This is a genomic window from Leifsonia xyli subsp. cynodontis, assembly GCF_050632205.1.
Taxonomy (GTDB): domain Bacteria; phylum Actinomycetota; class Actinomycetes; order Actinomycetales; family Microbacteriaceae; genus Leifsonia; species Leifsonia xyli_D.
In genome coordinates this window covers 1,487,419-1,512,112 of the sequence record NZ_CP192578.1, presented here as the reverse complement: position 1 = coordinate 1,512,112, position 24,694 = coordinate 1,487,419, and the positions used below count along the sequence as shown (strand labels likewise).

Genomic DNA, 24,694 nt, shown 5'->3' with positions numbered 1-24,694 from the left:
AAGTGCCGTGTCGCCGAAGCGGACGCGGGCGGCGGGCCGCGTGCGCACCCGGCTAGAGTTGGAGGGTTCCCCGATTCAACGACTCAAGGAGTGGACAGGTGGCCGACGGCTTCGAGCTCTTCACCGACCGTTCCGTTGTCGCGATGCGCGTCAACGGTGAGCTGAAGGACCTCGCGACGACCGTCACGACCACCGACGCCGTCGAGCCGGTGACCATCGACTCGCCGGACGGGCTCAGCATCCTGCGCCACTCGACCGCGCACGTGCTCGCGCAGGCGGTCCAGGCGATCAACCCGGAGGCCAAGCTCGGCATCGGGCCGCCCATCACGGACGGGTTCTACTACGACTTCGACGTGCTCGACGCGTTCACCCCGGAGGACCTGAAGGCCCTCGAGAAGGAGATGCAGCGCATCCAGCGCGCGGGCCAGCGGTTCGTGCGCCGCGTCGTCACTGACGAGGAGGCGCGCGCCGAGCTCGCCGCCGAGCCGTACAAGCTCGAGCTGATCGGCCTCAAGGGCGGCGTGCAGCACGGCGACACCGCCGCATTCGACGAGACGGAGAGCGTGGAAGTGGGCTCGGGCGAGCTCACCATTTACGACAACGTCGACCCGAAGAGCGGCGAGACGGTCTGGAAGGACCTCTGCCGCGGCCCGCACCTCCCGAACACCCGGATGATCGGCAACGGCTGGGCGCTCGCCCGCGTCGCCGCCGCCTACTGGCGCGGCAATGAGAAGAACAAGCAGCTGCAGCGCATCTACGGAACCGCGTGGCCCAGCAAGGACGAGCTGCGCGCGTACCAGACCCGCATGGAGGAGGCCGCCAAGCGCGACCACCGCAAGCTCGGCGCCGAACTCGACCTGTTCTCGTTCCCGGAGGAGATCGGGTCCGGTCTCGCGGTGTTCCACCCCAAGGGTGGGATCATCCGCAAGGAGATCGAGGACTACATGCGCGATCGGCTGATCGCCAACGACTACGAGCTCGTCAACACGCCGCACATCACCAAGGCGCACCTCTTCGAGACCAGCCAGCACCTCAACTGGTACAAGGAGGGCATGTTCCCGCCCATGCACCTGGATGAGGAGCGTGACGCCGAGGGCAACATCACCCGGCAGGGGCAGGACTACTACCTCAAGCCGATGAACTGCCCGATGCACAACCTGATCTTCCGTGCGCGCGGGCGCAGCTACCGCGAGCTGCCTCTGCGCTTCGCGGAGTTCGGGACGGTGTACCGCTACGAGAAGTCCGGCACCCTGTCCGGCCTCACCCGCGTCCGTGGTCTCACCCAGGACGACGCGCACATCTACGTCGCCGAGGACCAGATCAAGGAGGAGGTGGCGCGCCAGCTCGAGTTCGTGCTCGAGACCCTGCGCGGCTACGGCCTCACGGACTTCTACCTCGAGCTCTCGACGAAGGATCCGGACAAGTACGTCGGCAGCGACGAGTCGTGGGAGACCGCGACCGAGACGCTGCGCGAGGTCGCGATCGAGTCCGGGCTCGAACTCGTGGACGACCCGGGCGGGGCCGCGTTCTACGGGCCGAAGATCTCGGTGCAGGCGCGTGACGCGATCGGCCGCACCTGGCAGTTGTCGACCGTGCAGCTCGACTTCAACCAGCCGGAGCTGTTCGAGCTGGAGTACAACGCGGCCGACGGCACGCGCAAGCAGCCGGCGATGATCCACCGGGCGCTGCTCGGCTCCATCGAGCGCTTCTTCGCCATCCTGCTGGAGCACTACGCGGGCGCGTTCCCGGTCTGGCTGTCGCCGGTGCAGGTGGTCGGCATCCCCGTCGCGGACCAGTACGCGCCGTTCCTCGACGACGTCATCTCGCGGCTGCGCGCCCGCGGCGTGCGCGCCGAGGTGGACCACTCGGACGACCGGATGCAGAAGAAGATCCGCACGCACACCAAGGCGAAGGTGCCGTTCCAGCTGATCGTCGGCGAAGAGGACGCATCGGCCGGCACGGTCAGCTTCCGCTTCCGCGACGGCACGCAGCGCAACGGCGTCACGGTGGATGAGGCGATCGAGCGCATCGTGGAGAGCATCCGCAGCCACGAGCTGGTCGACACGGCATGGCACGACTGAACCTCGGCTCATACGACGGCGCCGGCGCGGACGTGACGGACGGTCCCGTCCGCGTCGACGACCCGTCGTACCTCGTCGGGGTGCCGGACGAGTTCCAGCGGCTGTGGACCCCGCACCGGATGGTCTACATCCAGCAGGGCGATCCGGGTCATGACGACTGCCCGTTCTGCGTCGCGCCGAGCATGAGCGACGAGGATGCGCTGATCGTCGCCCGGGGAACGCACGCGTACGCGCTGCTCAACCTGTTCCCGTACAACAGCGGCCACCTGCTGGTCTGCCCGTACCGCCACATCGCGCAGTACGACGAGGCGACGCCGGAGGAGGTCGCCGAGGTCGGCAGCATCACGCAGACGGCGATGCGCGTCATCCGCGAGGTGTCGAAGAACGACGGCTTCAACATCGGCATGAACCAGGGAGCCGTCGCCGGAGCCGGCATCTCGGCGCACCTCCATCAGCACATCGTGCCGCGGTGGGCTCAGGATGCGAACTTCTTCCCGATCATCGCGCGCACGAAGGCGCTGCCGCAGCTGCTCGGCGAGGTCCGCGCGTCGCTGGCGGCCGCCTGGCCGCGCCCCTAGCCGCGCGGCGGTCGCTCGCCGAGTGGTGAGTAATGGCGCGAATTCCCGCCGAGTGGCGACCAGATGTCACCACTCGGCGGGAAGCGGGAAGCGGGAAGCGGGGAGCCGGAGCGGGGGCGGCACCGGAGCGCGCGCGGGTCAGCGGACCTGGCGCACCGCGAACTGCTCGCGCGGGTGAGCGTACGACTCCTGCGACTCGACGAGCTGCAGCTCGCGCTCGCCCGACTCGAGGGTGCGGGCGATCAGGTCGAACACGCTCGAGACGGTCTTGCGCAGCGCGAGCTCGGCGTCGCCCGTGCGGACGTAGTGCGCGGTGAACAGCGCGGCCGTCACATCCCCCGAGCCGTTGGCCTTGATCGGGAGGCGCGGCGTCTGCACCAGCCAGGCGCCCGCGTCGTCCACGGCGAGCATCTCGATCGTGTCGGCCGGCGCATCCGGTCGCTCGACGCTCGTCACCAGCACGGTGCGCGGGCCCATCGCGCGCGCCGCATCCACCGAGGCCAGGGTCGACTCCAGCGTGTCCGGCTCCGTGTCGGTGAGGAAGCCGAGCTCGAACTGGTTCGGCGTGATGATGTCGGCGACCGGCACCACGCGCTCGCGCAGCAGCACGGGGATGGCCGGGGCGACGAAGCAGCCCGACTTGGCGTTGCCCATCACCGGGTCGCACGCGTAGACGGCGCTCGGGTTGGCGGCCTTGACGCGGGCGACGGCGTCGATGATCACGTCGCCGATGCCCTCGCTGCCCTGGTAGCCGGAGAGGACGGCATCCACCTGGCCCAGCACGCCGCGCTCCTCGATGCCGGTGATCACGTCGCGGACGTCGTCCGGCGAGATGAGCGGACCGCGCCACGCGCCGTAGCCGGTGTGGTTCGAGAAGTTCACCGTGTAGACGGGCATGACCTCGACGCCGATGCGCTGCAGCGGGAAGACGGCGGCGGAGTTGCCGACGTGACCGTAGGCGACCGCGGACTGGATCGAGAGGATCTTCATCCTTCGATCTTCTCATCCCGTGAGAGGGTCACGACGCGCGCGGCCCGGCGGCGGCTCACCGAGCGGCGTCGGTCAGGTCGTCGAGCAGCCGCGCGGTCTCGTCCTCGGTCAGGTCGTGCACGGTCAGGCGCAGGTGCCGCGACGGCTCCGGATGCTCGCCCAGCACGAACTCGTCGCCGGTGCGCGCCAGCCATCCGCGCCGCATCAGCCGGTCGGCGACGGCCCGCGCCGCGACGGGCAGTTCGACCCAGAGGTTGAGTCCGTCGCCGGCCGCCGTGGGCAGCCCGCGCTCCGTCAGCTGGGCGGCGAAGGCGGCGTTCCGTCCGGCGTAGTGGCGGCCGGCCGCATCCACGGTGGCCAGTGCCGTCTCGTCGGTCAGCTGTGCGAGCACCAGCCGCTGCAGGATGTGGCTGACCCAGGTGGTCCCGGGGCTCAGCCGGAAGGAGAGCCGCTCGGCGGTCTCCGGGTCGGTCGCCGCGACGGCCAGGCACATGTCGGGGCCGAGCGACTTCGACACCGAGCGGACGAGGGCGTAGCGGCGGTGCTCCGGCCCGATGAGCGTCTCGTACGGGCGCTGCGAGAGCATCGAGAAGTGGTCGTCCTCGATGATGAGCACGTACGGATGGTCGGCCAGCAGTTCGCGCAGCGCCGCCGCCCGGTCGGGGAGAGCGACGCGCCGGTGGGGTTCTGCGCGCGCGGGGTGCAGATGATCGCCCGGACGCCCGCCCCGAGGGCGGCCCGCAGCCCGTCGACGGTCATGCCCTCGGCATCCACCGGCACCGCGACCGCGCGGTAGCCGCCCAGCCGGACGGTGTGGATGCTCGCCAGGAAGCACGGATCCTCCAGCGCGACGGCGTCGTCGCGGAGCAGCGCCTGCGCGAGCAGCCGCTCGACCGCATCCACAGCCCCGTTCGTCACCGTGATCCGCACCGGGCGCCCGGGCAGGTCGTCGCCGACCCAGGCGAGCGCGCGCTCCTCCAGGGCCGGGTCGATCACGGGCTCGCCGTAGAGCACCGGGCGTCCGATCGCGCCGGCGAGGGCCGAGGAGAGGTCGGGGATGCGCGCGGGGTCCGGGTTGCCGGTGCCGATGTCGCGGAGAACGCTGTCGGGTGCGTAGCCCTCCTGGGCGACGGCGGCGAGCCCGGCGACGACGGTTCCGGCACGCCCGCGGGCCGTCACGACGCCGGCCTGGGCGAGCAGGCGGTACGCGGCGACGGCGGTGTTGCGGTTCACGCCCAGTTGCGCCGCGAGCTCGCGCACCGGCGGAAGGGCGTCGCCGGCGCGCAGGGCGCCGCGCTCGTGCAGCGCGCGCACGCTCGCCGCGATCTCGGACGCCGTCGTGCCCGTGATGGTCTGCTCCATGTCCCTCCCGACGTGAGTGAGTCTATCCGGCGGGGGAGAGGATGCTATCTTCGGCATAGGCCAAAACCGACTTTGTACCGCACGAGTGCGTGCGGTGCCGCACGAGAGGGCGATCATGACAGACAGTGGACAGGGCACGCAGAGCGGCACGATCGGCTCCAGCCGGGTCAAGCGCGGCCTCGCCGAGATGCTCAAGGGCGGCGTCATCATGGACGTCGTCACGCCCGAGCAGGCACGCATCGCCGAGGACGCGGGCGCCGTCGCGGTCATGGCTCTGGAGCGCGTCCCGGCCGACATCCGCGCCCAGGGCGGCGTCGCCCGCATGAGCGACCCCGACCTCATCGAGGCGATCATCGCCGAGGTCTCCATCCCGGTCATGGCCAAGGCCCGCATCGGGCACTTCGTCGAGGCGCAGGTGCTGCAGGCGCTCGACGTCGACTACATCGACGAGTCCGAGGTGCTCTCGCCCGCCGACTACGTGAACCACATCGACAAGTGGCAGTTCACCGTCCCCTTCGTCTGCGGCGCCACCAACCTCGGAGAGGCGCTCCGCCGCATCAACGAGGGCGCCGCGATGATCCGCTCGAAGGGCGAGGCGGGCACGGGCGACGTGTCGGAGGCGACCAAGCACATCCGCAAGATCACGTCGGAGATCAACGCGCTGAAGGCGATGACCAAGGATGAGCTGTACGTCGCAGCGAAGGAGCTGCAGGCGCCGTACGAGCTGGTGCGCGAGATCGCGGAGACCGGCAAGCTCCCGGTCGTGCTGTTCACCGCGGGCGGCGTGGCCACCCCGGCCGACGCCGCGATGATGATGCAGCTCGGCGCGGACGGCGTGTTCGTCGGCTCCGGCATCTTCAAGTCGGGCAACCCGGAGCAGCGCGCCGCCGCGATCGTCAAGGCCACCACCTTCTACGACGACCCGTCCGTGATCGCTGAGGTCTCCCGCGGCCTGGGCGAGGCGATGGTCGGCATCAACGTCTCCGATCTGGCCGCCCCGCATCGCCTGGCCGAGCGTGGCTGGTAACGGACCGAAGGTCGGCGTCCTCGCCCTGCAGGGCGACTTCCGCGAGCACCTCGCGGTCCTGCGGGGCCTGGGCGCCGACGCCGTGCCCGTGCGCCGCGCGTCCGAGCTGGCGGAGGTCGGCGGCCTGGTCATCCCGGGCGGGGAGTCCAGCGTGATGGACAAGCTCTCCCGCGCGTTCGGCCTCGCCGAGCCCCTGCGCGAGGCCATCGCCGACGGCCTGCCCGTCTACGGCACCTGCGCCGGCCTCATCATGCTCGCCGACCGCATCCTCGACGGCATCGAGGGCCAGCAGAGCCTCGGCGGACTGGATGTGGCGGTGCGGCGCAACGCGTTCGGCTCGCAGGTGGACTCGTTCGAGACCGACCTCGACGTCCCCGCCGTGGGCGACGAGCCGATGCATGCGGTGTTCATCCGCGCGCCCATCGTCGAGAGCATCGGCGAGAAGGCGACGGCGCTGGCGCAGGTCGAGGACGGCCGGGTCGTCGCGGTCGAGCAGGGCAACCTGATCGGCACCTCGTTCCACCCGGAGATCACCGGGGACACGCGGTTCCACGAGTACTTCCTGACCAAGGTCCGGGATGCGGCTCGCGTACAATGGACGAGTTTTCAGACGTAAGACGAGGGAGCACCAGTGTCCGGGCATTCCAAGTGGGCAACGACCAAGCACAAGAAGGCGGTGATCGACGCCCGCCGCGCGAAGTCCTTCGCCAAGCTGATCAAGAACATCGAGGTCGCGGCGAAGACCGGCGGCGCCGACCTGTCCGGCAACCCGACGCTCGTCGACGCGGTGCAGAAGGCCAAGAAGACCTCGGTCCCGAACGACAACATCGATCGCGCGATCAAGCGCGGCGCCGGCCTCACGGGCGAGTCCATCGACTACACGACGATCATGTACGAGGGCTACGGCCCGGGCGGTGTCGCCCTGCTGATCGAGTGCCTCACCGAGAACAGGAACCGCGCCGCGGCGGAGGTCCGCACCGCGATGACCCGCAACGGCGGCACCATGGCCGACCCGGGCAGCGTGGCGTACAACTTCCACCGCAAGGGCGTCATCGTGGTGCCGCACGCGGACGGAGTGGATGAGGACACCGTGCTCGCCGCCGTGCTCGACGCCGGCGCCGAAGAGGTGACCGACCGCGGCGAGAGCTTCGAGGTGCTCACCGAGGCCTCCGACCTGGTCGCCGCGCGCACGGCGCTGCAGGACGCGGGCATCGACTACGACTCCGCCGACGCCGAATTCGTCGCGACCGTCAACGTCGAGGCCGACGCCGAGGTGGCGCGCAAGGTGTTCCGCCTGATCGACGCGCTCGAGGACTCGGACGACGTGCAGAACGTCTACACCAACCTCGACATCAGCGCCGAGGTGCAGGCGCAGCTCGACGAAGACGACGAGTAGACCGCGACCATGACGATCCGGGTGCTCGGTATCGACCCGGGTCTGACGCGCTGCGGCGTCGGGATCGTGGATGTGCGACCCGACCGCCGCGCGACGCTCGTGCACGTGACCGTGATCCGGACGCCGCCGGCCATGGCGCTGGAAGAGCGGCTCCTCGCGGTCGGCACCGGCATCGAGGCGCTGCTGGACGAGCACGGCCCGGCGGTCGTCGCGATCGAGCGCGTCTTCGCGCAGCACAACCTCCGCACCGTCATGGGCACGGCGCAGGTGAGCGGCGTCGCGCTGCACTCCGCCGCCAAGCGCGGCCTGCCCGTCGGCCTGCACACCCCGAGCGAGGTCAAGGCGGCCATCACCGGCTACGGCTCGGCGGACAAGAAGCAGGTGCAGACGATGGTCGCGCGCATCCTCGGGCTCGACGAGGCGCCGAAGCCGGCGGATGCGGCGGATGCGCTCGCGATCGCGATCTGCCACGCCTGGCGCGGCGGCCCCGTGGCGCCGGATGCCGGGGGAGCGAGCGGCACGTCGCTGACCCCGGCGCAGGCGGCATGGCGCGCCGCGGAGCGCTCCACCCGGGCGTCGGCGGCTCCCCGTAGGCTGGCACGGTGATCTCCTCCCTCCGCGGTACCGTGCTCTCGGCGAGCGGCGGCACCGCCGTCATCGAGGTGGGCGGCGTCGGCTTCGCGGTCCAGCTCACCCCCGACCACGCCCTGTCGCTGCGTGTCGGCGAGGAGGCGTTCGTCTACACCTCGCTCATCGTGCGAGAGGATGCGCTGCAGCTGTTCGGTTTCGCCGACCGCGAGCGCCTGGAGGTGTTCGAACTCCTCAACGGCGTCTCCGGCGTCGGCCCCAAGTCGGCGATCGGCGTGCTCGCGGTGCTCTCGCCGGACGACGTCGCGGCCGCCGTCGCCGCCGACGACGATGCGCCCTTCCGCAAGGTGTCCGGAATCGGGCCCAAGACCGCGAAGCTCATCGTCGTGTCGCTGACCGGAAAGCTGGCCGCTGTGCGCCGGCCGGCCCCGGTCGCCAAGACCGCCGGCGCCCCCTCCTCCGTGGCCGACAGCGTGCTGGTCGCGCTGGTCGGGCTCGGCTGGCCGGAGCGCGTGGCGTCCGAGGCGGTGGCCGAGGTCGTCGCCGACACCGACGAGAAGCAGCGCGACAGCGTCCAGACGCTCCTGCGGCTGACCCTCGCCCGGCTCGGTCCGGCCCAGCAGCAGGGGGCACGATGACCGACGACCTGACCGCGCCTGAGCTCGAGTCGGAGTCCGAACTCGCGTTCGAAGGCGCCCTCCGCCCCCGCAACCTGGCCGAGTTCGTCGGGCAGGCGAAGGTGCGCGGGCAGCTGCAGCTGCTGCTCACCGCCGCGCGGATGCAGGAGCGGACGGCCGACCACATCCTTCTCGCGGGCCCTCCCGGCCTCGGCAAGACGACGCTCGCCATGATCGTCGCGCACGAGAGCGGCCGGCCGCTGCGCCTGTCGAGCGGGCCCGCGATCCAGCACGCCGGCGACCTCGCCGCCCTGCTGTCGTCGCTGACGCCCGGCGAGGTGCTGTTCATCGACGAGATCCACCGCATGGCCCGGTCGGCGGAAGAGATGCTGTACCTCGCGATGGAGGACTTCCGCATCGACATCATGGTCGGCAAGGGGGCGGGAGCCACATCCATCCCGCTCGACCTGGCGCCGTTCACCCTCGTCGGAGCCACGACGCGCTCGGGGCTGCTGCCGAACCCGCTGCGCGACCGGTTCGGCTTCACCGCGCACCTCGAGTTCTACGACGAGGCCGAACTCACCCAGGTGCTGTCGCGCGCGGCGGCGATGCTCGAGTTCGACATCGACCGCGAGGCGCTGGCCGAGATCGCCGGACGCTGCCGCGGCACCCCTCGCATCGCAAACCGGCTGCTCCGCCGGGTGCGCGATTACGCGCTCGTGCACGGCGGACGGGGCGACATCGCGGCGGTCCGGGCGGCCCTCGAGCTGTACGACGTCGACCCGCTCGGCCTCGACCGGCTCGACCGCGCCGTGCTGCACGTCATCCTCGAGCGATTCGACGGGGGACCGGTCGGGCTCAACACGCTGGCCGTCTCCGTCGGCGAAGAGGCGGAGACGATCGAATCGGTCGTGGAGCCCTTCCTCGTGCGCATCGGGCTGCTGTCGCGAACCCCCCGGGGCCGCATGGCGACGGCGGCCGCGTGGCGGCACCTGGGGATCCCCAGCCGCGCGAAGGATTCCTCCCAGCCTCCGACACTGATCGATGACATATAATCCAAGCTGGCCGTTCGGCCAACCCCTTGCCCCCCATTGAAAGGTTCGGCAACTCCCCATGGTCTTTGACCCGTTGACCATCGTGATGGTCGTCATCCTGGCGGCCCTCGTCTTCTTCATGTTCCGCAACAGCCGCAAGCGGCGCAAGGAGCAGGAGGAGACCCGTTCGAAGATGGTGCCCGGCGCCGAGGTCATGACCAACTTCGGTCTCTACGGAACGCTTCTCTCGGTCGACGAGGAGAACAACACCGCGGTGATCGAGACCAGCCCGGGCCACACGGTCAAGGTGCACCGCCAGGTGCTCGCCCGCGTGGTCGAGCCCAACGAGGCCGTCGCTGAGACCGGGACGGACGGCGATGTCGCCGCCACCGGTCCGGCCGTCGAGCTCAACCAGGACCACGCCATCCCGGCCGAGGGCACCGACACCGTCGCGCCCGAGTACGGCGAGCGTCTCGACGACACGACCAAGAAGCGCGCGAGCGACGACTGACACATTCCCTGTGCTCCGGCGCCCGGGAGGCGTCGGAGCACTCGTAGAAAGCTGAGTACCTAGGTGGCAAAGTCGACCCCGGTCAAGAAAGCCTGGCGTTCGCTGACGTGGCTCGGCGTCATCGTGGTGGTGCTCCTGGGCACCCTCACGGCCGGCGTCCTGTTCAGTAACGCGACGTGGCTGCCCAAGCTCGCGCTCGACCTGGAGGGCGGGACGCAGATCATCCTCGCTCCGCAGGTCGAGAACGGCCAGTCCGTGCAGCAGGAGCAGCTCGACCAGGCGGTCTCGATCATCCGCCAGCGCATCGACGCCTCCGGCGTCTCCGAGGCGCAGATCTCCACAGAGGGTTCGCGCAACATCGTCGTGTCGCTGCCCGGCAAGCCGGACCAGGCGACGCTCGACCGCGTCAAGTCAAGCGCCCGCCTCGACTTCCGTCCCGTGCTCATCGCCGGCGGACCGACCAACGAGGTCGTGGGCGCCGACGGCAAGTCCACGCCCGCGCCGACTCCGGCCCCGGGCCTCCAGGCCACCCCGTCGACCAAGCCGACCAACGGCAGCGACCTCGCCTGGGTGACGCCGAAGCTGAAGGCCGAGTTCGACGCCTACGACTGCAAGGCGAATGCGAAGAAGACCTCCAGCTCCGCCCCGACCGACCAGCCGCTGATCACGTGCGACGACCAGAACACAGTCAAGTACCTGCTCGGACCGGTCGAGGTGAAGGGCCAGGACATCAAGGATGCGAGCGCCGGCCTGGTGCAGAGCTCGCAGGGTGTCACCACGGGTCAATGGGCCGTGAACATCGTCTTCAACGACGCCGGTACGAAGGCGTTCTCCGACGTCACGACGCGACTCGTCGCGCTGCAGGGATCGCAGAACCAGTTCGCCATCGTGCTCGACGGCAAGGTCATCTCCGCCCCGACCACGCAGGCGGCCATCACCGACGGCAAGCCGCAGATCACCGGCAACTTCACCGAGACGACGTCGAAGGCCCTCGCCGACCAGCTGAAGTTCGGCGCGCTGCCGTTCAGCTTCAAGGTGCAGAGCCAGGACACGATCTCGGCGACGCTCGGGACCTCGCAGCTGCTCGCCGGTCTGATCGCCGGTCTCATCGGCCTGATCCTGGTCGCCATCTACACGTTCTTCCAGTACCGCCTGCTCGGCCTGGTGACGATCTTCTCGCTCGTCGTCGCCGGTGTGCTGACGTGGCTGACGATCTCGCTGCTGTCGTGGCACTACGACTACCGGCTCTCGCTCGCCGGCGTCGCGGGCCTGATCGTCGCGATCGGCTTCACGGCCGACTCGTTCATCGTCTACTTCGAACGCATCCGCGACGAGTTGCGCGACGGACGCGGGCTCGAATCCGCTGTCGAGGCGGGCTGGGGACGCGCCCGGCGCACGATCTACGCGTCGAAGGCGACCAACCTGCTCGCCGCTGTCGTGCTCTACGTGCTCGCCGCGGCCAATGTCCGCGGGTTCGCGTTCACGCTGGGACTGACGACGATCATCGACGTCATCGTGGTGCTGTTGTTCACGCATCCCACGCTGCAGCTGCTGGCCCGTACGCGGTTCTTCAGCTCGGGTCATCCGCTCTCCGGTCTCGACCCGCAGGCGCTCGGCGCGGTGTACCGCGGGGCCGCGAAGTTCCGTGCACCGGCGGCCGTCGTCGGGGCCGGCACGGCCGCCCGCAGCAGCAAGGAGGCGGCTCGCCGCCAGACGATCGCCGAGCGCAAGGCGGCTGAGCTCGCTGGCGCCTCGGCGTCCTCGGATCGTTCGACCGAGGGGAAGGACTCCTGATGGCCAGCCGTCTCGTGAAATTCGGTAACGACCTCTACACCGGGGCGCGGTCGATCGACTTCGTCGGCCGACGGAAGGTCTGGTACGCGATCGCCGCCGTCATGGTGGTGCTCGCCATCCTGATCCCGGTCATCAAGGGCGGGTTCAACTTCTCGATCGAGTTCCGCGGCGGGTCGCAGTTCCAGATCAGCCAGGTCTCGAGCACCGACACGACCAAGGCGCAGGCCGCGGTCACGAGCGTCGTGCCGAACGCCGTCTCGCACGTCAGCGTGGTCGGAGACAACGCGGTGCGTGTGCAGACCGACCAGCTCTCCGAGTCGCAGACCCGCCAGGTGTCCGACGCGCTGGCCAAGGCGTACGACGTGGACCCGACGGAGGTCTCGGCGACCTTCATCGGACCCTCGTGGGGTGCGGATGTGACCCAGCAGTCCATCCAGGGCCTCGTCGTGTTCCTGCTCCTCGCCTTCATCGCCATGGCGCTGTACTTCCGCACCTGGAAGATGTCGGCCGCCGCGATCATCTCGCTGTTCCACGACCTCATCATCACGGCCGGCATCTACGCGCTGGTCGGGTTCGAGGTGTCGCCCGCGACGATGATCGGCTTCCTGACGATCCTCGGCTACTCGCTGTACGACACGGTCGTGGTCTTCGACAAGATCCGGGAGAACACCAAGGAGGAGCTGGAGCTCACCCGCCGGACGTTCCCCGAGGCGGTCAACCTCGCGGTCAACCAGACGCTGGTGCGGTCGATCAACACCGCCGTCGTGGCTGTGCTGCCGGTCGCGTCGATCCTGTTCATCGGTGCGTACGCCCTCGGTGCGGCGACGCTCCGCGACATCTCGCTCGCGCTGCTGATCGGCATCATCGTGGGTACGTACTCGACGATCTTCCTGGCGGCGCCGATGTACTCGCAGTTCCGCGAGGGCGAGCCGGCGATCCGCAAGCACGACCAGAAGGTGCGCTCGATCCGGCCGAAGGCCGCGGTCAAGACCGACGCCGTCGCGACGGCCGCGGAGTAGCCCCACCGGATGACCGACGCCTCCGCCCCTACCGGGTTCCTAGCCGACGACGAGGTGTCCGCCGCGCGTGCGCGCGAGCTGACCGACGGGGGAGCGGCCTGGCTGCTCGACGTGCGCGAGGACTTCGAGTGGGAGGCGGGCCACGCGCCCGCCTCCCACCACATCCCGCTCGGTGAGCTCGGCCTGCGCCAGCACGAACTGCCGGAGGACCGGCAGATCCTCGTGATCTGCCGCACGGGTGCCCGATCGCGCATGGTGACGGACGCCCTGAACGAGGCGAACTATCCTGCGGCCAACGTGGCGGGCGGAATGGGCGCGTGGCAGGCGGGCGGAGGCCCGGTGCTGCGCGACGACGGTACGCCAGGAGCGATCGTCTAGGGCCATCGGCGTTCACCGTGACAGAACGGTGTTCACAACCGGTCATAATGGACGACAGGAGGCGCGCATGGCTGATACGACGACATCGCAGAGCGCTTCCCTGCGCCGTCTGGTTCCCCGCATCTTCTCGCGGGCGCAGCCGTCGGGCGCCGTCGAGACGCTGATGCGCACGGTGCGCATGCACCACCCGAAGGCCGACCTCTCGCTCATCGAGCGGGCCTACACGGTCGCCGAGCGTGCGCACCGCGGCCAGAAGCGGAGGTCGGGCGAGCCGTACATCACGCATCCGGTCGCCGTGGCACAGATCATCGCCGACCTCGGAATCGGCGCCAAGACCATCGCCGCCGCGCTCCTGCACGACACCGTGGAGGACACCGAGTACACCCTCGACGAGCTGCGCGACCAGTTCGGCGATGAGATCGCCATGCTCGTCGACGGCGTGACCAAGCTCGACAAGGTCAAGTACGGCGACAGCGCCCAGGCCGAGACCGTACGGAAGATGATCGTCGCGATGTCGAAGGACATCCGCGTGCTGATCATCAAGCTGGCGGACCGCCTGCACAACGCGCGCACCTGGGGTTTCGTGCCCGCCGCCTCCGCCACTCGCAAGGCGACCGAGACCCTCGAGATTTACGCCCCGCTGGCGCACCGGCTCGGCATCCAGGCGATCAAGTGGGAGCTCGAGGACCTCTCGTTCGCCGTGCTGTACCCGAAGCTCTACGCCGAGATCGAGAGCCTCGTGAAGCAGCGGACTCCCGAGCGCGAGCGCCTCGTGCAGCAGGTGATCGACGCGATCAACGACGACCTGAAGTCGGCGAAGATCCGCGGGAAGGTTGTCGGCCGGCCGAAGCAGTACTACTCGATCTACCAGAAGATGGTCGTGCGCGGCCGCGAGTTCGACGACATCTACGACCTCGTCGGCATCCGCGTGCTCGTGAACACCGTGCGCGACTGCTACGCCGTGCTCGGCCAGATCCACGCCCGCTGGACGCCGATGCCCGGGCGCTTCAAGGACTACATCGCGACCCCGAAGTTCAACCTGTACCAGTCGCTGCACACGACCGTCATCGGCCCCCAGGGCCGCCCGGTCGAGATCCAGATCCGTACAGAAGAGATGCATCAGCGCGCCGAGTTCGGTGTCGCCGCGCACTGGAAGTACAAGGAGCAGACGACCGGCAAGAGCTCTGGCGGCCCGGCGAAGTTCGACACGGACCTCGCGTGGCTCGCCCACATCTCGGATTGGCAGGCCGAGACGGCCGACCCGAGCGAGTTCCTCGACTCGCTCCGGTTCGAGATCGGCGCCAAGGAGGTCTACGTCTTCACGCCGAAGGGCCGGGTCATCGGCCTGCCCGCGGGCGCGACCCCGGTCGACTTCGCCTACGCCGTGCACACCGAGGTCGGGCACCGCACCATGGGCGCGAAGGTCAACGGCCGGCTGGTGCCGCTGGAGAGCAGCCTCAACACCGGCGACGTCGTCGAGATCTTCACCTCGAAGAACCCGGACTCGGGCCCCAGCCAGGACTGGCTCAACTTCGTCAAGAGCCCCCGCGCCCGGAACAAGATCCGCCAGTGGTTCACCAAGGAGCGCCGCGACGAGGCGATCGAACAGGGCAAGGATGCCATCGCACGCGCGATGCGCAAGCAGAACCTCCCGCTGCAGAAGCTGATGACGCAGGATGCGCTGGTCGAGGTCGCCTCGTCTCTCAAGTACCCGGACGTCTCCGCGCTCTACGCCGCGATCGGCGAGGGTCACATCTCGACGCAGTCGATGATCGAGAAGATCGTGGCGTCGCTGCAGACCGAGGTCGAGTCGGACGGCGAGCTCGAGATCCCCGTCAAGGCCCGCCGCCAGCTCCGCAACAGCGACTCCGGCGTGCTCGTACGCGGAGCCCCGGACATCCTGGTGAAGCTCGCCAAGTGCTGCACTCCGGTCCCGGGCGATCCGATCGTCGGCTTCATCACCCGCGGCCAGGGCGTCTCGGTGCACCAGGCCAACTGCCACAACGTGCAGTCGCTGCTTCAGGAGCCCGACCGCATGATCGACGTCGAGTGGGCGCCCAGCTCGAAGAGCGTCTTCCTGGTTCAGATCCAGGTGGAGGCGCTCGACCGCTCGGGCCTCCTCAGCGACGTCACGCGCGTGCTGTCGGAGCACCATGTGAACATCCTCTCTGCGACGGTCACCACGTCGAACGATCGGTTGGCTCTGAGCCGTTTCGTCTTCGAGATGGGCGACACCACCCACCTCGACCGCGTGCTCAACGCGGTGCGCCGGATCGACGCCGTCTACGACGTCTACCGCGTCAGCGGAGGCTGAGCCCGCTCACCGGCCGGCCGCCGAGGCGCCTGCCGGCTCGGGCAGCGCCGCTCGCGCGACCGCGGGCAGCCGGCTGCGTGCGAGCGCGCATCCCTTACGCCGGCTCGTGCGTAGCCGTTCGTCGAGCTCGGCCGGGGTCACCTCGCCAAGCGCGAGCAGGTGGCGCACCTCGAGGGCCTGCCCGGCGCCGAATCGGCCCGGTGTGCTGAGCAGGTCGGTCGCCGTGCGCGCGGGCGTGGTGACGCGGATCGGGCCCAGTTCGACCGTGTCGTCGCGAGGCAGCGAGCGATGGCAGGCGTCGACCGCGGGCGAGGAGACCCCGCCGCGGCGCTGCAGCGGCACGCACACCTGCGGGACGGGCGGGGGTGACGCTCGCGTGCCGTGGATCCAGGCGGCCGAGCCGCGGTCGGCGACCAGCCAGCCGGGCGTCGAGCGCGCGAACGCGTGCGCGCGCAGCTCGGGACCGTCTGGAGTGTCCGCCAGGGCGAAGAGGTCACCCACCCGATAGAGGTGGCCGTCGAGGCATAGGGCGAGCAGTTCCACCATGGGGAGGACGCTTGTGTCGAGCAGGGGAGGCGTGATCCAGGTCATGGATCAAGCCTCGCCGCGGGTGCTCCCGTGCGGGCCGCTACGGCCGAATCGGTGGATAACCCGTTGTCAGCCGTGGCTGTGGACGAGCGGGCTCAGCCGAGTGCGTCGAGCCAGACCTTGCGCGCATCCAGGGCCTCCTGGGCCGCCTTCACCTTCGCGCTGTCGCCGGACGCCTGCGCGTCGGCGAGTTCCTGCTCCAGCTTGGCGATCGCGGCGTTGAGCTGGCTCGCCAGTCCCTCGGAACGCGCCTTCTTCTCGGGGTTGTTCTTCTCCCAGTGCTCCTCGTCGAGGCGGCGCACGGCGGCCTCGACCTTGCGGAGGCGGTCTTCGATGGGGCGCACCTGCTCGCGCGGAACACGTCCGATCTGGTCCCACCGCTCCTGGATCGAGAGGAGCTGCGCCCGGGCCGTCTCGCGGTCCGTCGCCTTCAGCAGCGGCTCGGCCTCCTCGAGGAGGGCGAGCTTCTGCGTGAGGTTCTCTTCGTACTCGACGTTGTCGCGCGCATCCACCTCGGCCTTGGCGGAGTAGATGGCGTCGCCGGCGGCCTTGAAGCGCGCCCACAGGGCGTCGTCGTTCTTCTTGCCCGCGCGGCCCGCGGCCTTCCACTGGTCGAGGAGGCGCCGGTACTCGGGCACGCCGTCGGCACCCTGCGGGATGAGCCTCTCGGCCTGCTCGATCAGGGCGTTCTTGCGATTGCGCACGTCGCGGTGCTGAGTGTCCAGCTCGGCGAAGAACGCCTTGCGGTTGTGCTCGATCGTGGAGCGCGCGGCGCGGAATCGCTTCCAGAGCTCGTTCGCCTCGTTCTTCGGCAGGCGGGGGCCGTCGTGCTGGTGCGCCTGCCACCGCGCGAAGAGCGCGTCGAGCGCGGTGCTCGTCGTCTTCCACTGGGTGCGCGCCGGGTCCTGCGCAGCGAGCGCCTCCGCCTCCTCGACGATGGCGGTGCGCTCGGCGATGGCGGCGTCGAGCGCGGCCTTCGCCTCGGCGGTCTGCTGCTCGGTCAGCTCTTCCACCGTGCCGCCGAGCGCGTCCAGGCGCGTCAGCAGGGAGGCGAGGTCGCCCACGGCGTTCGCGCCCTCGACCGAGGAGCGGAGGTTGGCCACCGACTTGGCGATGTCGTTGGCGGGCGCCCCACGGCGGGCGCGCTGCTCGAGCAGTCCCACCTGACCGGCGAGGTCGGTGTACTTGCGCTCGAAGTACGCGAGCGCCTCCTCCGCCGTGCCGTCGGGGTACTCGCCGACGACGCGTTCGCCGTCGCCCTCGCGGACGTACACGGTCCCGGTGTCGTCGACACGTCCCCAGGGGTGCTGTTCAGAAGTAGCCAAGAGCCTCACCTTGCTGCTGCGCGATGCGGGCGGGATGCCGCCCGAACGTTTGGGAATCAGCCTATTGCACCGGCCGCGGTCACTGCAGGGTGAAGCTGTCGATGGTCGTCTTCACGGCCGGCTTGCCGTCGGTGCCGCCGCCCTGCACGCCCTTGTCGGCGACCTGCGAGGTCAGCTGGTCGAGGCCGGAGGTGACCTGGCCGATGACGGTGTACCCGCCGGCGTCGTCCGAGGGGATGGTCGTGTCCTTGTACACGATGAAGAACTGGCTGCCCTGACTCTCGGCCTTGTTGCCCTGACGCGCCATCGCGATCGTCCCGGCCTTGTAGACGTTGTCCGCCGGCGCGTTCTCGATGGGGCCGTACTCGTATCCCGGGCCGCCGCTGCCGTCGCCGTTCGGGTCGCCGCACTGCAGGACGTAGAACCCGCCGTTCGTCAGGCGGTGGCAGGTCAGCCCGTCGTAGAACTTCTTCTGCACGAGCGAGACGGTGGAGGAGACGGCCTGCGGGGCCGCGGCGCCGTCGAGGGAGACGCCGAGCGGGATGCCGTTGATCGTCATCGTGCCCTTCCAGGTGCGGTCCTCGGCCAGGGTCTTCGGCGGCACCGTCGCGGTTGAGGCGGCGGCGGAGGGGAGGACGACGACGACGCCTTCGCAGCTCCCGGTCCTGCGGAGAAGTAGAGCAGTTGCGTGGCGACGGCCAGGGCGACGATGACGACGGCCGCGATTCCGGCCACCCAGTTGTCACGCTTGCGGCGCTCGGCCTTGCGCTGGTGCACGGTCTGCCGCGCCTGGTAGGCGCGCAGCCGTTCGCGGGCCAGTCGCGCTTCGCGGTCGTTCTGCTTCGGTGCCACGTGTGTCCTCCGGCGGTCCGTACGGGGGATGTCCGCGAGGCTCGCCCGCTGGATCATGGAGAACCCTATCCGGCGCGCCTATGGACGACAAACCGCCGCCCCCGGACGAGGCGCCGCTCACAGCCGGAGTGTCGGTGGTCGCGACTACGCTGGACGGGTGGTCGACGTGCAACCTGGGCTCCGCACCGGAGCGACTCCGCTCGCGGTGCGCATGCGCCCGAAGTCGCTCGACGAGGTCGCCGGTCAGCGCCACCTGCTGAAGCCCGGGTCTCCGCTCGTCGCCCTCGCCTCCGACAAGGAGGGGCAGTCGGGGTCCGTCTCCGTCATCCTCTGGGGCCCGCCCGGCACCGGCAAGACCACGCTGGCGCAGGCGATCGCGCACTCCTCCGGCCGCCGCTTCGTCGAACTCTCGGCCGTCACCGCCGGGGTGAAGGATGTGCGGCTCGTCATGGATGAGGCGCTCTCCACCCGCGACCTCTACGGCGTCTCGACGGTCCTCTTCCTCGACGAGATCCACCGCTTCACCAAGGCGCAGCAGGATGCGCTGCTCCCGGGCGTCGAGAACGGTTGGGTGATCCTCGTGGCGGCGACGACCGAGAACCCGTCCTTCTCGGTCATCTCCCCGCTGCTCTCGCGCAGCCTGCTGCTGACGCTCGAGACGCTGAGCGACGACGACCTCGGTGTCGTGATCGACCGTGCGGTCGCCGACGACCGGGGACTCGGCGGGCAGTACACGCTCGAGAAGGAGGCGCGCGCGGCGCTCATCCGCCTCGCCTCCGGCGATGCGCGCCGGGCGCTGACCGCGCTCGAGGCCGCGTCTGTCACCGCCGCGTCCTCGACGCCGGCGACCTCGAAGAAGAAGCCGGTGATCACGGCCGAGCTGGTCGCCCAGGCGGTCGACCGCGCGCTGCTGCGCTACGACCGCAACGGCGACGAGCACTACGACGTGATCAGCGCGTTCATCAAGTCGGTGCGCGGCTCCGACGTCGACGCGGCCCTGCACTACCTGGCGCGCATGATCGAGGCGGGGAGGACCCCCGCTTCATCGCCCGCCGCATCATCGTCTCGGCCTCGGAGGACATCGGCATGGCCGACCCACAGGCGCTGGTCGTGGCCATCGCCGCGGCCGACGCCGTGCAGTACATCGGGATGCCGGAGGGCCGCATCCCGCTCGCGCAGGCCGTCGTGCATCTCGCCACGGCGCCGAAGTCGAACGCGGCGTACATGGCGCTGGATGCGGCGATCGCCGATGTGCGCGCCGGCAAGATCGGGCGCGTGCCCAAGCACCTGCGCGACGCGCACTATCCCGGGGCGAAGCGGCTGGGTCACGGCAAGGGCTACAAGTACCCGCACGACGACGCCCTCGGGGTGCTCGAGCAGCAATACCTGCCCGACGAACTGGACGGCACGACGTACTACACGCCCACCGAGCACGGCAACGAACGCGACGTGTCGGCACGGCTGGCGAAGCTGCGCCGCATCGTGCGCGGACGCTGATCCGGCTCTGCTAGTATTGACGCGCCTAGAAGCGTGTGCGGGGTCGGCTGCCGAGTACACGATTCGACGGGACCAGCCCTGTAGCCGGGCGTCCCTGGCGACAATCCCTCTCTCTGCGGCGCATAGGTATGCCCGCATCCACTACTTCAGAGAGAAACCGAAAGGAAACCGTGTCTTCACGTTCCCGCAGCAAGACTCGCGAATCGCGGGCCCTGGGCATCCCGCTCACCCCGAAGGCGGCGCGCTACATGGAGAAGCGCCCCTACGCTCCGGGTGAGCACGGCCGCACCAAGCGCAAGGCCGACTCCGACTACGCGGTGCGTCTGCGCGAGAAGCAGCGCCTGCGCGCCCAGTACGGCATCCGCGAGAAGCAGCTCCGCATCGCCTTCGAGGAGGCCCGCCGCACCCAGGGCCTGACCGGTGAGAACCTGGTCGAGCTCCTCGAGATGCGTCTCGACGCCCTCGTGCTCCGTGCCGGCTTCGCCCGCACCATCACGCAGGCGCGCCAGTTCGTCGTGCACCGCCACATCCTCGTCGACGGCCAGCTCGTCGACCGCCCGTCCTTCCGCGTGAAGCCGGGCCAGCTCATCCACGTCAAGGCCCGCTCCGAGGGCACCGAGCCCTTCCAGGTCGCGGCCGCCGGCGGTCACCTCGACGTTCTGCCGAAGACCCCGGGCTACCTGGACGTCGAGATCGACAAGCTGCAGGCCCGCCTCGTGCGCCGCCCGAAGCGCGCCGAGGTCCCCGTGACCTGTGAGGTCCAGCTGGTCGTCGAGTACTACGCGGCCCGCTAAGCACCGCAAGACGATCCGAGACGGGGTCGCGGCTTCACGCCGCGGCCCCGTTTCGCGTTCCCGCCCGGCCGCACATGCGGCTACGCTGGGAGCCGTATGCCGGTGGCGGAATGGAAGGGGCGCACATGTCTGGAGGAGACATCGCGGGGTTGATCGCGGCGGTCGTGTTCGCGATCCTCGTCGGCTTCATCGCCATCCCGCTGATCAAGCTCGGGCGGGTGCTCGACTCGACGCGTGACGCGATCAAGGAGGCGAGCGACGGGATCACGCCGATCCTCGACGAGACCGCCACCACGCTGCAGCAGACGAACAAGCAGCTCGAGCGCGTCGACACCATCACCAGGAACGTGGCGGACGTCACCGGCAACGTGTCGTCGCTGGTCGCCCTGTTCGCCGCGACGGTGGGCGGTCCGCTGATCAAGCTGGCCGGATTCAGCGCCGCCGCGCGCGCCGCCTTCAAGGCTGCCGGAGGGTTGGCTCCGAAGAAGCCCCGATCCCGGTAGCTCCCCGGCGGCTCCCACTAGACTGGGCCTTCGTGCGCCGTGCGTCCGCGCGCGGCGTCATCCAGAGAGGGAGGATCAGCAAATGAAGAGTTTCCTGTGGCTGCTCATCGGCGTGGCCATCGGCTTCGCCGTCGCCCACAAGGTCAACGAGACCGCCAAGGGTCGCGAATTCTTCACCACGCTCGACCAGAAGGCACGCGACTTCGGCGACGCCGTCACCGACGGCTATCGCCAGCGCGAGGCCGAGATCCGCTCGGCCATCCAGGGCGACTGACGCCCTCTCTCCACCTCGCAGACTTCGACTGACCGGAACCCATGCAGACCGCTGAAATCCATCGCCGCTGGCTCGACTTCTTCGCCCAGCGCGGCCACACCGTCGTCCCGTCCGCCTCCCTGGTGAGCGACGACCCGTCGCTGCTGTTCACGGTGGCCGGGATGGTGCCGTTCGTGCCGTACCTGACGGGCGTCGTGCCCGCGCCGTTCCCGCGCGCGACGAGCGTCCAGAAGTGCATCCGCACCCTCGACATCGACGAGGTGGGCAAGACCCCGCGGCACGGCACGTTCTTCCAGATGGCCGGCAACTTCTCCTTCGGTGACTACTTCAAGGAGCAGGCCATCACGTTCGCGTGGGAGCTCCTGACGACGTCGGAGGACGAGGGCGGCCTCGGCTTCGACCCGAAGGACCTCTGGGTCACCGTGTACGAGGAGGACGACGAGGCGCGCGAGATCTGGCAGCGCGTCTCCACCCTGCCGCCGGAGCGCATCCAGGGCCTCGGCAAGGACACCAACTACTGGTCGACCGGCCAGCCCGGCCCCGCGGGCCCTGCTCGGAGATCTTCTTCGACCGCGGCCCCGCCTACGGCATCGACGGGGGACCGGCGACGGACGACGACCGCTACGTCGAGATCTGGAACCTCGTCTTCATGCAGTACCTCCGCGGCGAGGGCGACGGAAAGAAGGACTTCGACATCCTCGGCGACCTGCCGAAGAAGAACATCGACACCGGCCTGGGCCTCGAGCGCGTCGCCTTCATCAAGCAGGGCGTCGACAACATGTACGAGATCGACCAGGTGCGGCCGGTGCTCGACCGCGCGGCGGCGCTGGCGAAGAAGCCCTACGGCAACGAGGCGCATGAGGACGACGTGCGGCTGCGGGTCGTCGCGGATCACGTCCGCAGCGCGCTCATGCTCATGGCCGACGGCGTCACGCCGTCGAACGAGGGGCGTGGCTACGTGCTGCGCCGGCTGCTGCGCCGCACCGTGCGCGCGATGCGCCTGCTGGGCGTCGAGACGGCGACCTTCCCGGAGCTGTTCCCCGCCTCCCGTGACGCGATGAAGGCCGCCTACCCGGAGGTCGAGACCGAGTTCGAGCGGATCTCGCAGCTGGCGTACGCCGAGGAGGAGACCTTCCTCCGCACGCTCGCGGCGGGCACCAGCATCCTGGACACGGCCGTGGCGGGTACACAGAAGAGCGGGCGCACGCAGCTCGCGGGCGACACCGCGTTCCTGCTGCACGACACCTACGGCTTCCCGATCGACCTCACCCTCGAAATGGCGGAGGAGGCCGGCCTCAGCGTCGACCGCACCGCCTTCGACAAGCTGATGGCCGATCAGCGCGCCCGCGCGAAGGCCGACGCGAAGGCCAAGAAGACGGCGCTGGCCGACCTCTCGGTCTACAGCTCGTTCCGCTCGCTCGGCGAGACCGTGTTCACGGGCTACACCGAGCTCGAGACGGAGTCGAGCGTGCTCGGGCTCATCGTCGACGGCCGCTCGGTCGACCGTGCGCGCGAGGGGCAGGTGGCCGAGATCATCCTGGGCGCCACCGCACTCTACGCGGAGTCCGGCGGTCAGGATGCGGACGCCGGCACGATCGTCGGCCCCGGCTACGAGCTCGACGTGCTCGACGTGCAGAAGCCCGTGAAGGGGCTGATCAGCCACAAGATCCTGGTCCGCAGCGGTGAGGTGGGCGTCGGAGCGCCGGCGACCAGCCTGGTGGATGCGGACTACCGCCGGGGCGCGCGCCAGGCCCACTCGGGCACGCACATCATCCACGCGGCCCTGCGTCAGGTGCTCGGTTCGAACGCGCACCAGTCCGGGTCGTACAACAAGGCCGGCTACCTGCGCCTCGACTTCTCGTGGAACCAGGCGCTGTCGGCGGAGACGCGCAGCGAGATCGAGGAGATCTCGAACAACGCGATCCGCCAGAACCTCGAGGTCACGACGCGCGAGCTCCCGCTGGCCGAGGCGAAGGCCCTGGGCGCCATGGCCCTGTTCGGCGAGAAGTACGGCGACGTCGTGCGCGTCGTCGACATCGGCGGTCCGTGGTCGCGCGAGCTCTGCGCCGGCACGCACGTGTCGACGAGCGCCGAGATCGGGATGATCAACCTGGTCAGCGAGTCGTCGGTCGGTTCCACGAACCGCCGCGTCGAGTCGCTGGTGGGGCTGGAGGCGTTCAAAGACCTGGCGGTCGAGCGAACGATCGTCTCGCAGCTCTCCGGCTCGCTCAAGACGCCCCGCGAGCAGCTGCCCGAGAAGATCGCCGACCTGATGGCCAGCCTCAAGGCTGCCGAGAAGCGCATCCAGGCGTTCGAGGCGCGCGCGGTGCTCGACAAGGTGCCCGCCCTGCTCGAGTCCGCCACCCGCCGCGGCGCGGTCACGGTCGTGGCCGAGGATGCGGGAACACTGAACAGCCCGGACGACCTGCGCCTGCTGGTCACCACGGTGCGCGAGCGCCTCGGCTCGGACGCGGCGACGGTCGCCCTCGCGGCCCGCGCCGGCGGCAAGCCGGTCGTCATCGTCGGCACCAATCAGGCGGCGCGCGACGCGGGCGTCAACGCGGGCGCACTCGCGAAGACGGCGGCCGGCGTGCTCGGCGGCGGGGGCGGCGGCAAGCCCGACCTCGCTCAGGGCGGCGGCACCGACGCGGACGCGATCCCGGCGGCGCTCAGCGCGGTCGTGTCGGCGATCGGATAGCACCGCGTGCGCAGCGGGGTGCGCGTCGGCATCGACGTGGGCAAGGTCCGGATCGGCGTGAGCCGGTCGGACCTCCACGGGATGCTGGCCACCCCGGTCGAGACGGTCGCACGCTCCGAAGATGCTGCGGATCGGCGCCGGATCGCCGACATCGTCGGAGAACTCGGAGCCTTCGAGGTTATCGTCGGGTTGCCGCTCGCGCTCTCGGGTGCGCGTACCGCGTCCACCGCGGATGCGGTCGGCTTCGCCGAGACGCTGGCCGCCGAGCTGGACGTCCCCGTGCGCCTGGTCGACGAGCGGCTGTCGACCGTGTCGGCGTCCCAGGCGCTGCGAGCGTCGGGCAGGAACACGAAGAAGGCGCGTCCGGTCGTGGATCAGGTCGCCGCCACGATAATTTTGCAGCACGCCCTCGACGCGGAACGGGCCACGGGCCGTCCGCCGGGTGACCCCGTCGAAACGAGCATTGGACACTAG

20 protein-coding genes and 4 pseudogenes are annotated in these 24,694 nt (G+C 69.8%); 19 read left to right on the top strand and 5 right to left on the bottom strand.

The window, feature by feature from the left end:
- Positions 1-98 precede the first annotated feature (98 nt).
- Both thrS and ACQ86M_RS07480 read left to right on the top strand, forming a co-directional pair.
- Positions 99-2,081 carry a threonine--tRNA ligase gene (thrS, locus tag ACQ86M_RS07485; RefSeq protein WP_431247598.1) on the top strand — a complete coding sequence of 661 codons (1,983 nt, stop codon included), beginning with the start codon at positions 99-101 and terminating at the stop codon, positions 2,079-2,081.
- Positions 2,069-2,659, top strand: a complete 591-nt coding sequence (locus ACQ86M_RS07480; RefSeq protein ID WP_431247597.1) for an HIT family protein — start codon at positions 2,069-2,071, stop codon at positions 2,657-2,659. The genes thrS and ACQ86M_RS07480 overlap by 13 nt, the downstream gene beginning before the upstream one ends.
- A gap of 138 nt (positions 2,660-2,797) precedes the next feature.
- Here the strand turns inward: ACQ86M_RS07480 and pdxY are convergent, their stop codons facing one another.
- Together pdxY and ACQ86M_RS07470 are read right to left on the bottom strand one after the other, a co-directional pair.
- Positions 2,798-3,649 (bottom strand): pyridoxal kinase PdxY, encoded by an 852-nt coding sequence (gene pdxY, locus ACQ86M_RS07475; RefSeq protein WP_431218127.1) that lies wholly within the window; start codon positions 3,647-3,649, stop codon positions 2,798-2,800.
- 55 nt (positions 3,650-3,704) lie between these two features.
- Positions 3,705-5,011 (bottom strand): annotated as a pseudogene (locus ACQ86M_RS07470) (aminotransferase class I/II-fold pyridoxal phosphate-dependent enzyme).
- Between the two features lie 115 nt (positions 5,012-5,126).
- Here ACQ86M_RS07470 and pdxS point away from each other — a divergent pair.
- From pdxS to ACQ86M_RS07415, 11 genes are all read left to right on the top strand, one after another.
- Positions 5,127-6,038, top strand: coding sequence for a pyridoxal 5'-phosphate synthase lyase subunit PdxS (pdxS, locus tag ACQ86M_RS07465; RefSeq protein ID WP_431247596.1), 912 nt, complete (start codon positions 5,127-5,129; stop codon positions 6,036-6,038).
- Positions 6,028-6,654, top strand: a complete 627-nt coding sequence (pdxT, locus tag ACQ86M_RS07460) for a pyridoxal 5'-phosphate synthase glutaminase subunit PdxT (protein ID WP_431247595.1) — start codon at positions 6,028-6,030, stop codon at positions 6,652-6,654. The genes pdxS and pdxT overlap by 11 nt, the downstream gene beginning before the upstream one ends.
- 15 nt (positions 6,655-6,669) lie before the next feature.
- The gene (locus tag ACQ86M_RS07455) at positions 6,670-7,434 is read left to right on the top strand and encodes a YebC/PmpR family DNA-binding transcriptional regulator (protein ID WP_431218123.1); all 765 of its coding nucleotides are present in this window, start codon (positions 6,670-6,672) and stop codon (positions 7,432-7,434) included.
- 15 nt (positions 7,435-7,449) lie between these two features.
- Positions 7,450-8,040, top strand: coding sequence for a crossover junction endodeoxyribonuclease RuvC (gene ruvC, locus ACQ86M_RS07450; RefSeq protein ID WP_431221442.1), 591 nt, complete (start codon positions 7,450-7,452; stop codon positions 8,038-8,040).
- Entirely contained in the window at positions 8,037-8,660 is a 624-nt protein-coding gene (ruvA, locus tag ACQ86M_RS07445; protein WP_431218122.1) for a Holliday junction branch migration protein RuvA, read from the top strand. Before ruvC ends, ruvA begins: the two co-directional genes overlap by 4 nt.
- Positions 8,657-9,694, top strand: coding sequence for a Holliday junction branch migration DNA helicase RuvB (gene ruvB / locus ACQ86M_RS07440; protein WP_431218121.1), 1,038 nt, complete (start codon positions 8,657-8,659; stop codon positions 9,692-9,694). The genes ruvA and ruvB overlap by 4 nt, the downstream gene beginning before the upstream one ends.
- A gap of 58 nt (positions 9,695-9,752) precedes the next feature.
- Positions 9,753-10,184, top strand: a complete 432-nt coding sequence (gene yajC / locus ACQ86M_RS07435) for a preprotein translocase subunit YajC (protein WP_431218120.1) — start codon at positions 9,753-9,755, stop codon at positions 10,182-10,184.
- Between the two features lie 63 nt (positions 10,185-10,247).
- The gene (gene secD / locus ACQ86M_RS07430; protein ID WP_431218119.1) at positions 10,248-11,978 is read left to right on the top strand and encodes a protein translocase subunit SecD; all 1,731 of its coding nucleotides are present in this window, start codon (positions 10,248-10,250) and stop codon (positions 11,976-11,978) included.
- The gene (gene secF, locus ACQ86M_RS07425; RefSeq protein WP_431218118.1) at positions 11,978-12,997 is read left to right on the top strand and encodes a protein translocase subunit SecF; all 1,020 of its coding nucleotides are present in this window, start codon (positions 11,978-11,980) and stop codon (positions 12,995-12,997) included. Before secD ends, secF begins: the two co-directional genes overlap by 1 nt.
- Positions 12,998-13,006: 9 nt before the next feature.
- Positions 13,007-13,375: a rhodanese-like domain-containing protein gene (locus ACQ86M_RS07420; RefSeq protein ID WP_431247594.1), complete on the top strand. Its 369-nt coding sequence runs from the start codon at positions 13,007-13,009 to the stop codon at positions 13,373-13,375.
- Positions 13,376-13,442: 67 nt separating this feature from the next.
- Positions 13,443-15,689 (top strand): RelA/SpoT family protein, encoded by a 2,247-nt coding sequence (locus tag ACQ86M_RS07415; protein WP_431218116.1) that lies wholly within the window; start codon positions 13,443-13,445, stop codon positions 15,687-15,689.
- 6 nt (positions 15,690-15,695) lie between these two features.
- On the opposite strand, the gene ACQ86M_RS07410 is transcribed toward ACQ86M_RS07415, so the two are convergent.
- The 3 genes and pseudogenes from ACQ86M_RS07410 to ACQ86M_RS07400 form a co-directional block, all read right to left on the bottom strand.
- Entirely contained in the window at positions 15,696-16,280 is a 585-nt protein-coding gene (locus ACQ86M_RS07410) for a type IV toxin-antitoxin system AbiEi family antitoxin (RefSeq protein WP_431247593.1), read from the bottom strand.
- 92 nt (positions 16,281-16,372) lie between these two features.
- Positions 16,373-17,602, bottom strand: coding sequence for a DUF349 domain-containing protein (locus ACQ86M_RS07405; RefSeq protein ID WP_431247592.1), 1,230 nt, complete (start codon positions 17,600-17,602; stop codon positions 16,373-16,375).
- 79 nt (positions 17,603-17,681) lie between these two features.
- A pseudogene (locus ACQ86M_RS07400) lies at positions 17,682-18,454 on the bottom strand (peptidylprolyl isomerase).
- Between the two features lie 211 nt (positions 18,455-18,665).
- Between ACQ86M_RS07400 and ACQ86M_RS07395 the strand changes: the two are divergent.
- The 6 genes and pseudogenes from ACQ86M_RS07395 (at position 18,666) to ruvX (ending at position 24,694) form a co-directional block, all read left to right on the top strand.
- Positions 18,666-19,951: pseudogene (locus ACQ86M_RS07395) on the top strand (replication-associated recombination protein A).
- 128 nt (positions 19,952-20,079) lie between these two features.
- Positions 20,080-20,745, top strand: coding sequence for a 30S ribosomal protein S4 (gene rpsD / locus ACQ86M_RS07390; RefSeq protein ID WP_431218113.1), 666 nt, complete (start codon positions 20,080-20,082; stop codon positions 20,743-20,745).
- Positions 20,746-20,870: 125 nt separating this feature from the next.
- On the top strand, positions 20,871-21,248 hold the full coding sequence (locus tag ACQ86M_RS07385; RefSeq protein ID WP_431247591.1) for a DUF948 domain-containing protein: 378 nt from the start codon (positions 20,871-20,873) through the stop codon (positions 21,246-21,248).
- An 82-nt stretch (positions 21,249-21,330) separates the two neighbouring features.
- Complete coding sequence (locus ACQ86M_RS07380) at positions 21,331-21,522, top strand: hypothetical protein (protein ID WP_431218111.1); 192 nt, start codon at positions 21,331-21,333, stop codon at positions 21,520-21,522.
- Between the two features lie 41 nt (positions 21,523-21,563).
- Positions 21,564-24,220: pseudogene (gene alaS / locus ACQ86M_RS07375) on the top strand (alanine--tRNA ligase).
- Between the two features lie 6 nt (positions 24,221-24,226).
- Positions 24,227-24,694 carry a Holliday junction resolvase RuvX gene (gene ruvX, locus ACQ86M_RS07370; RefSeq protein ID WP_431218109.1) on the top strand — a complete coding sequence of 156 codons (468 nt, stop codon included), beginning with the start codon at positions 24,227-24,229 and terminating at the stop codon, positions 24,692-24,694.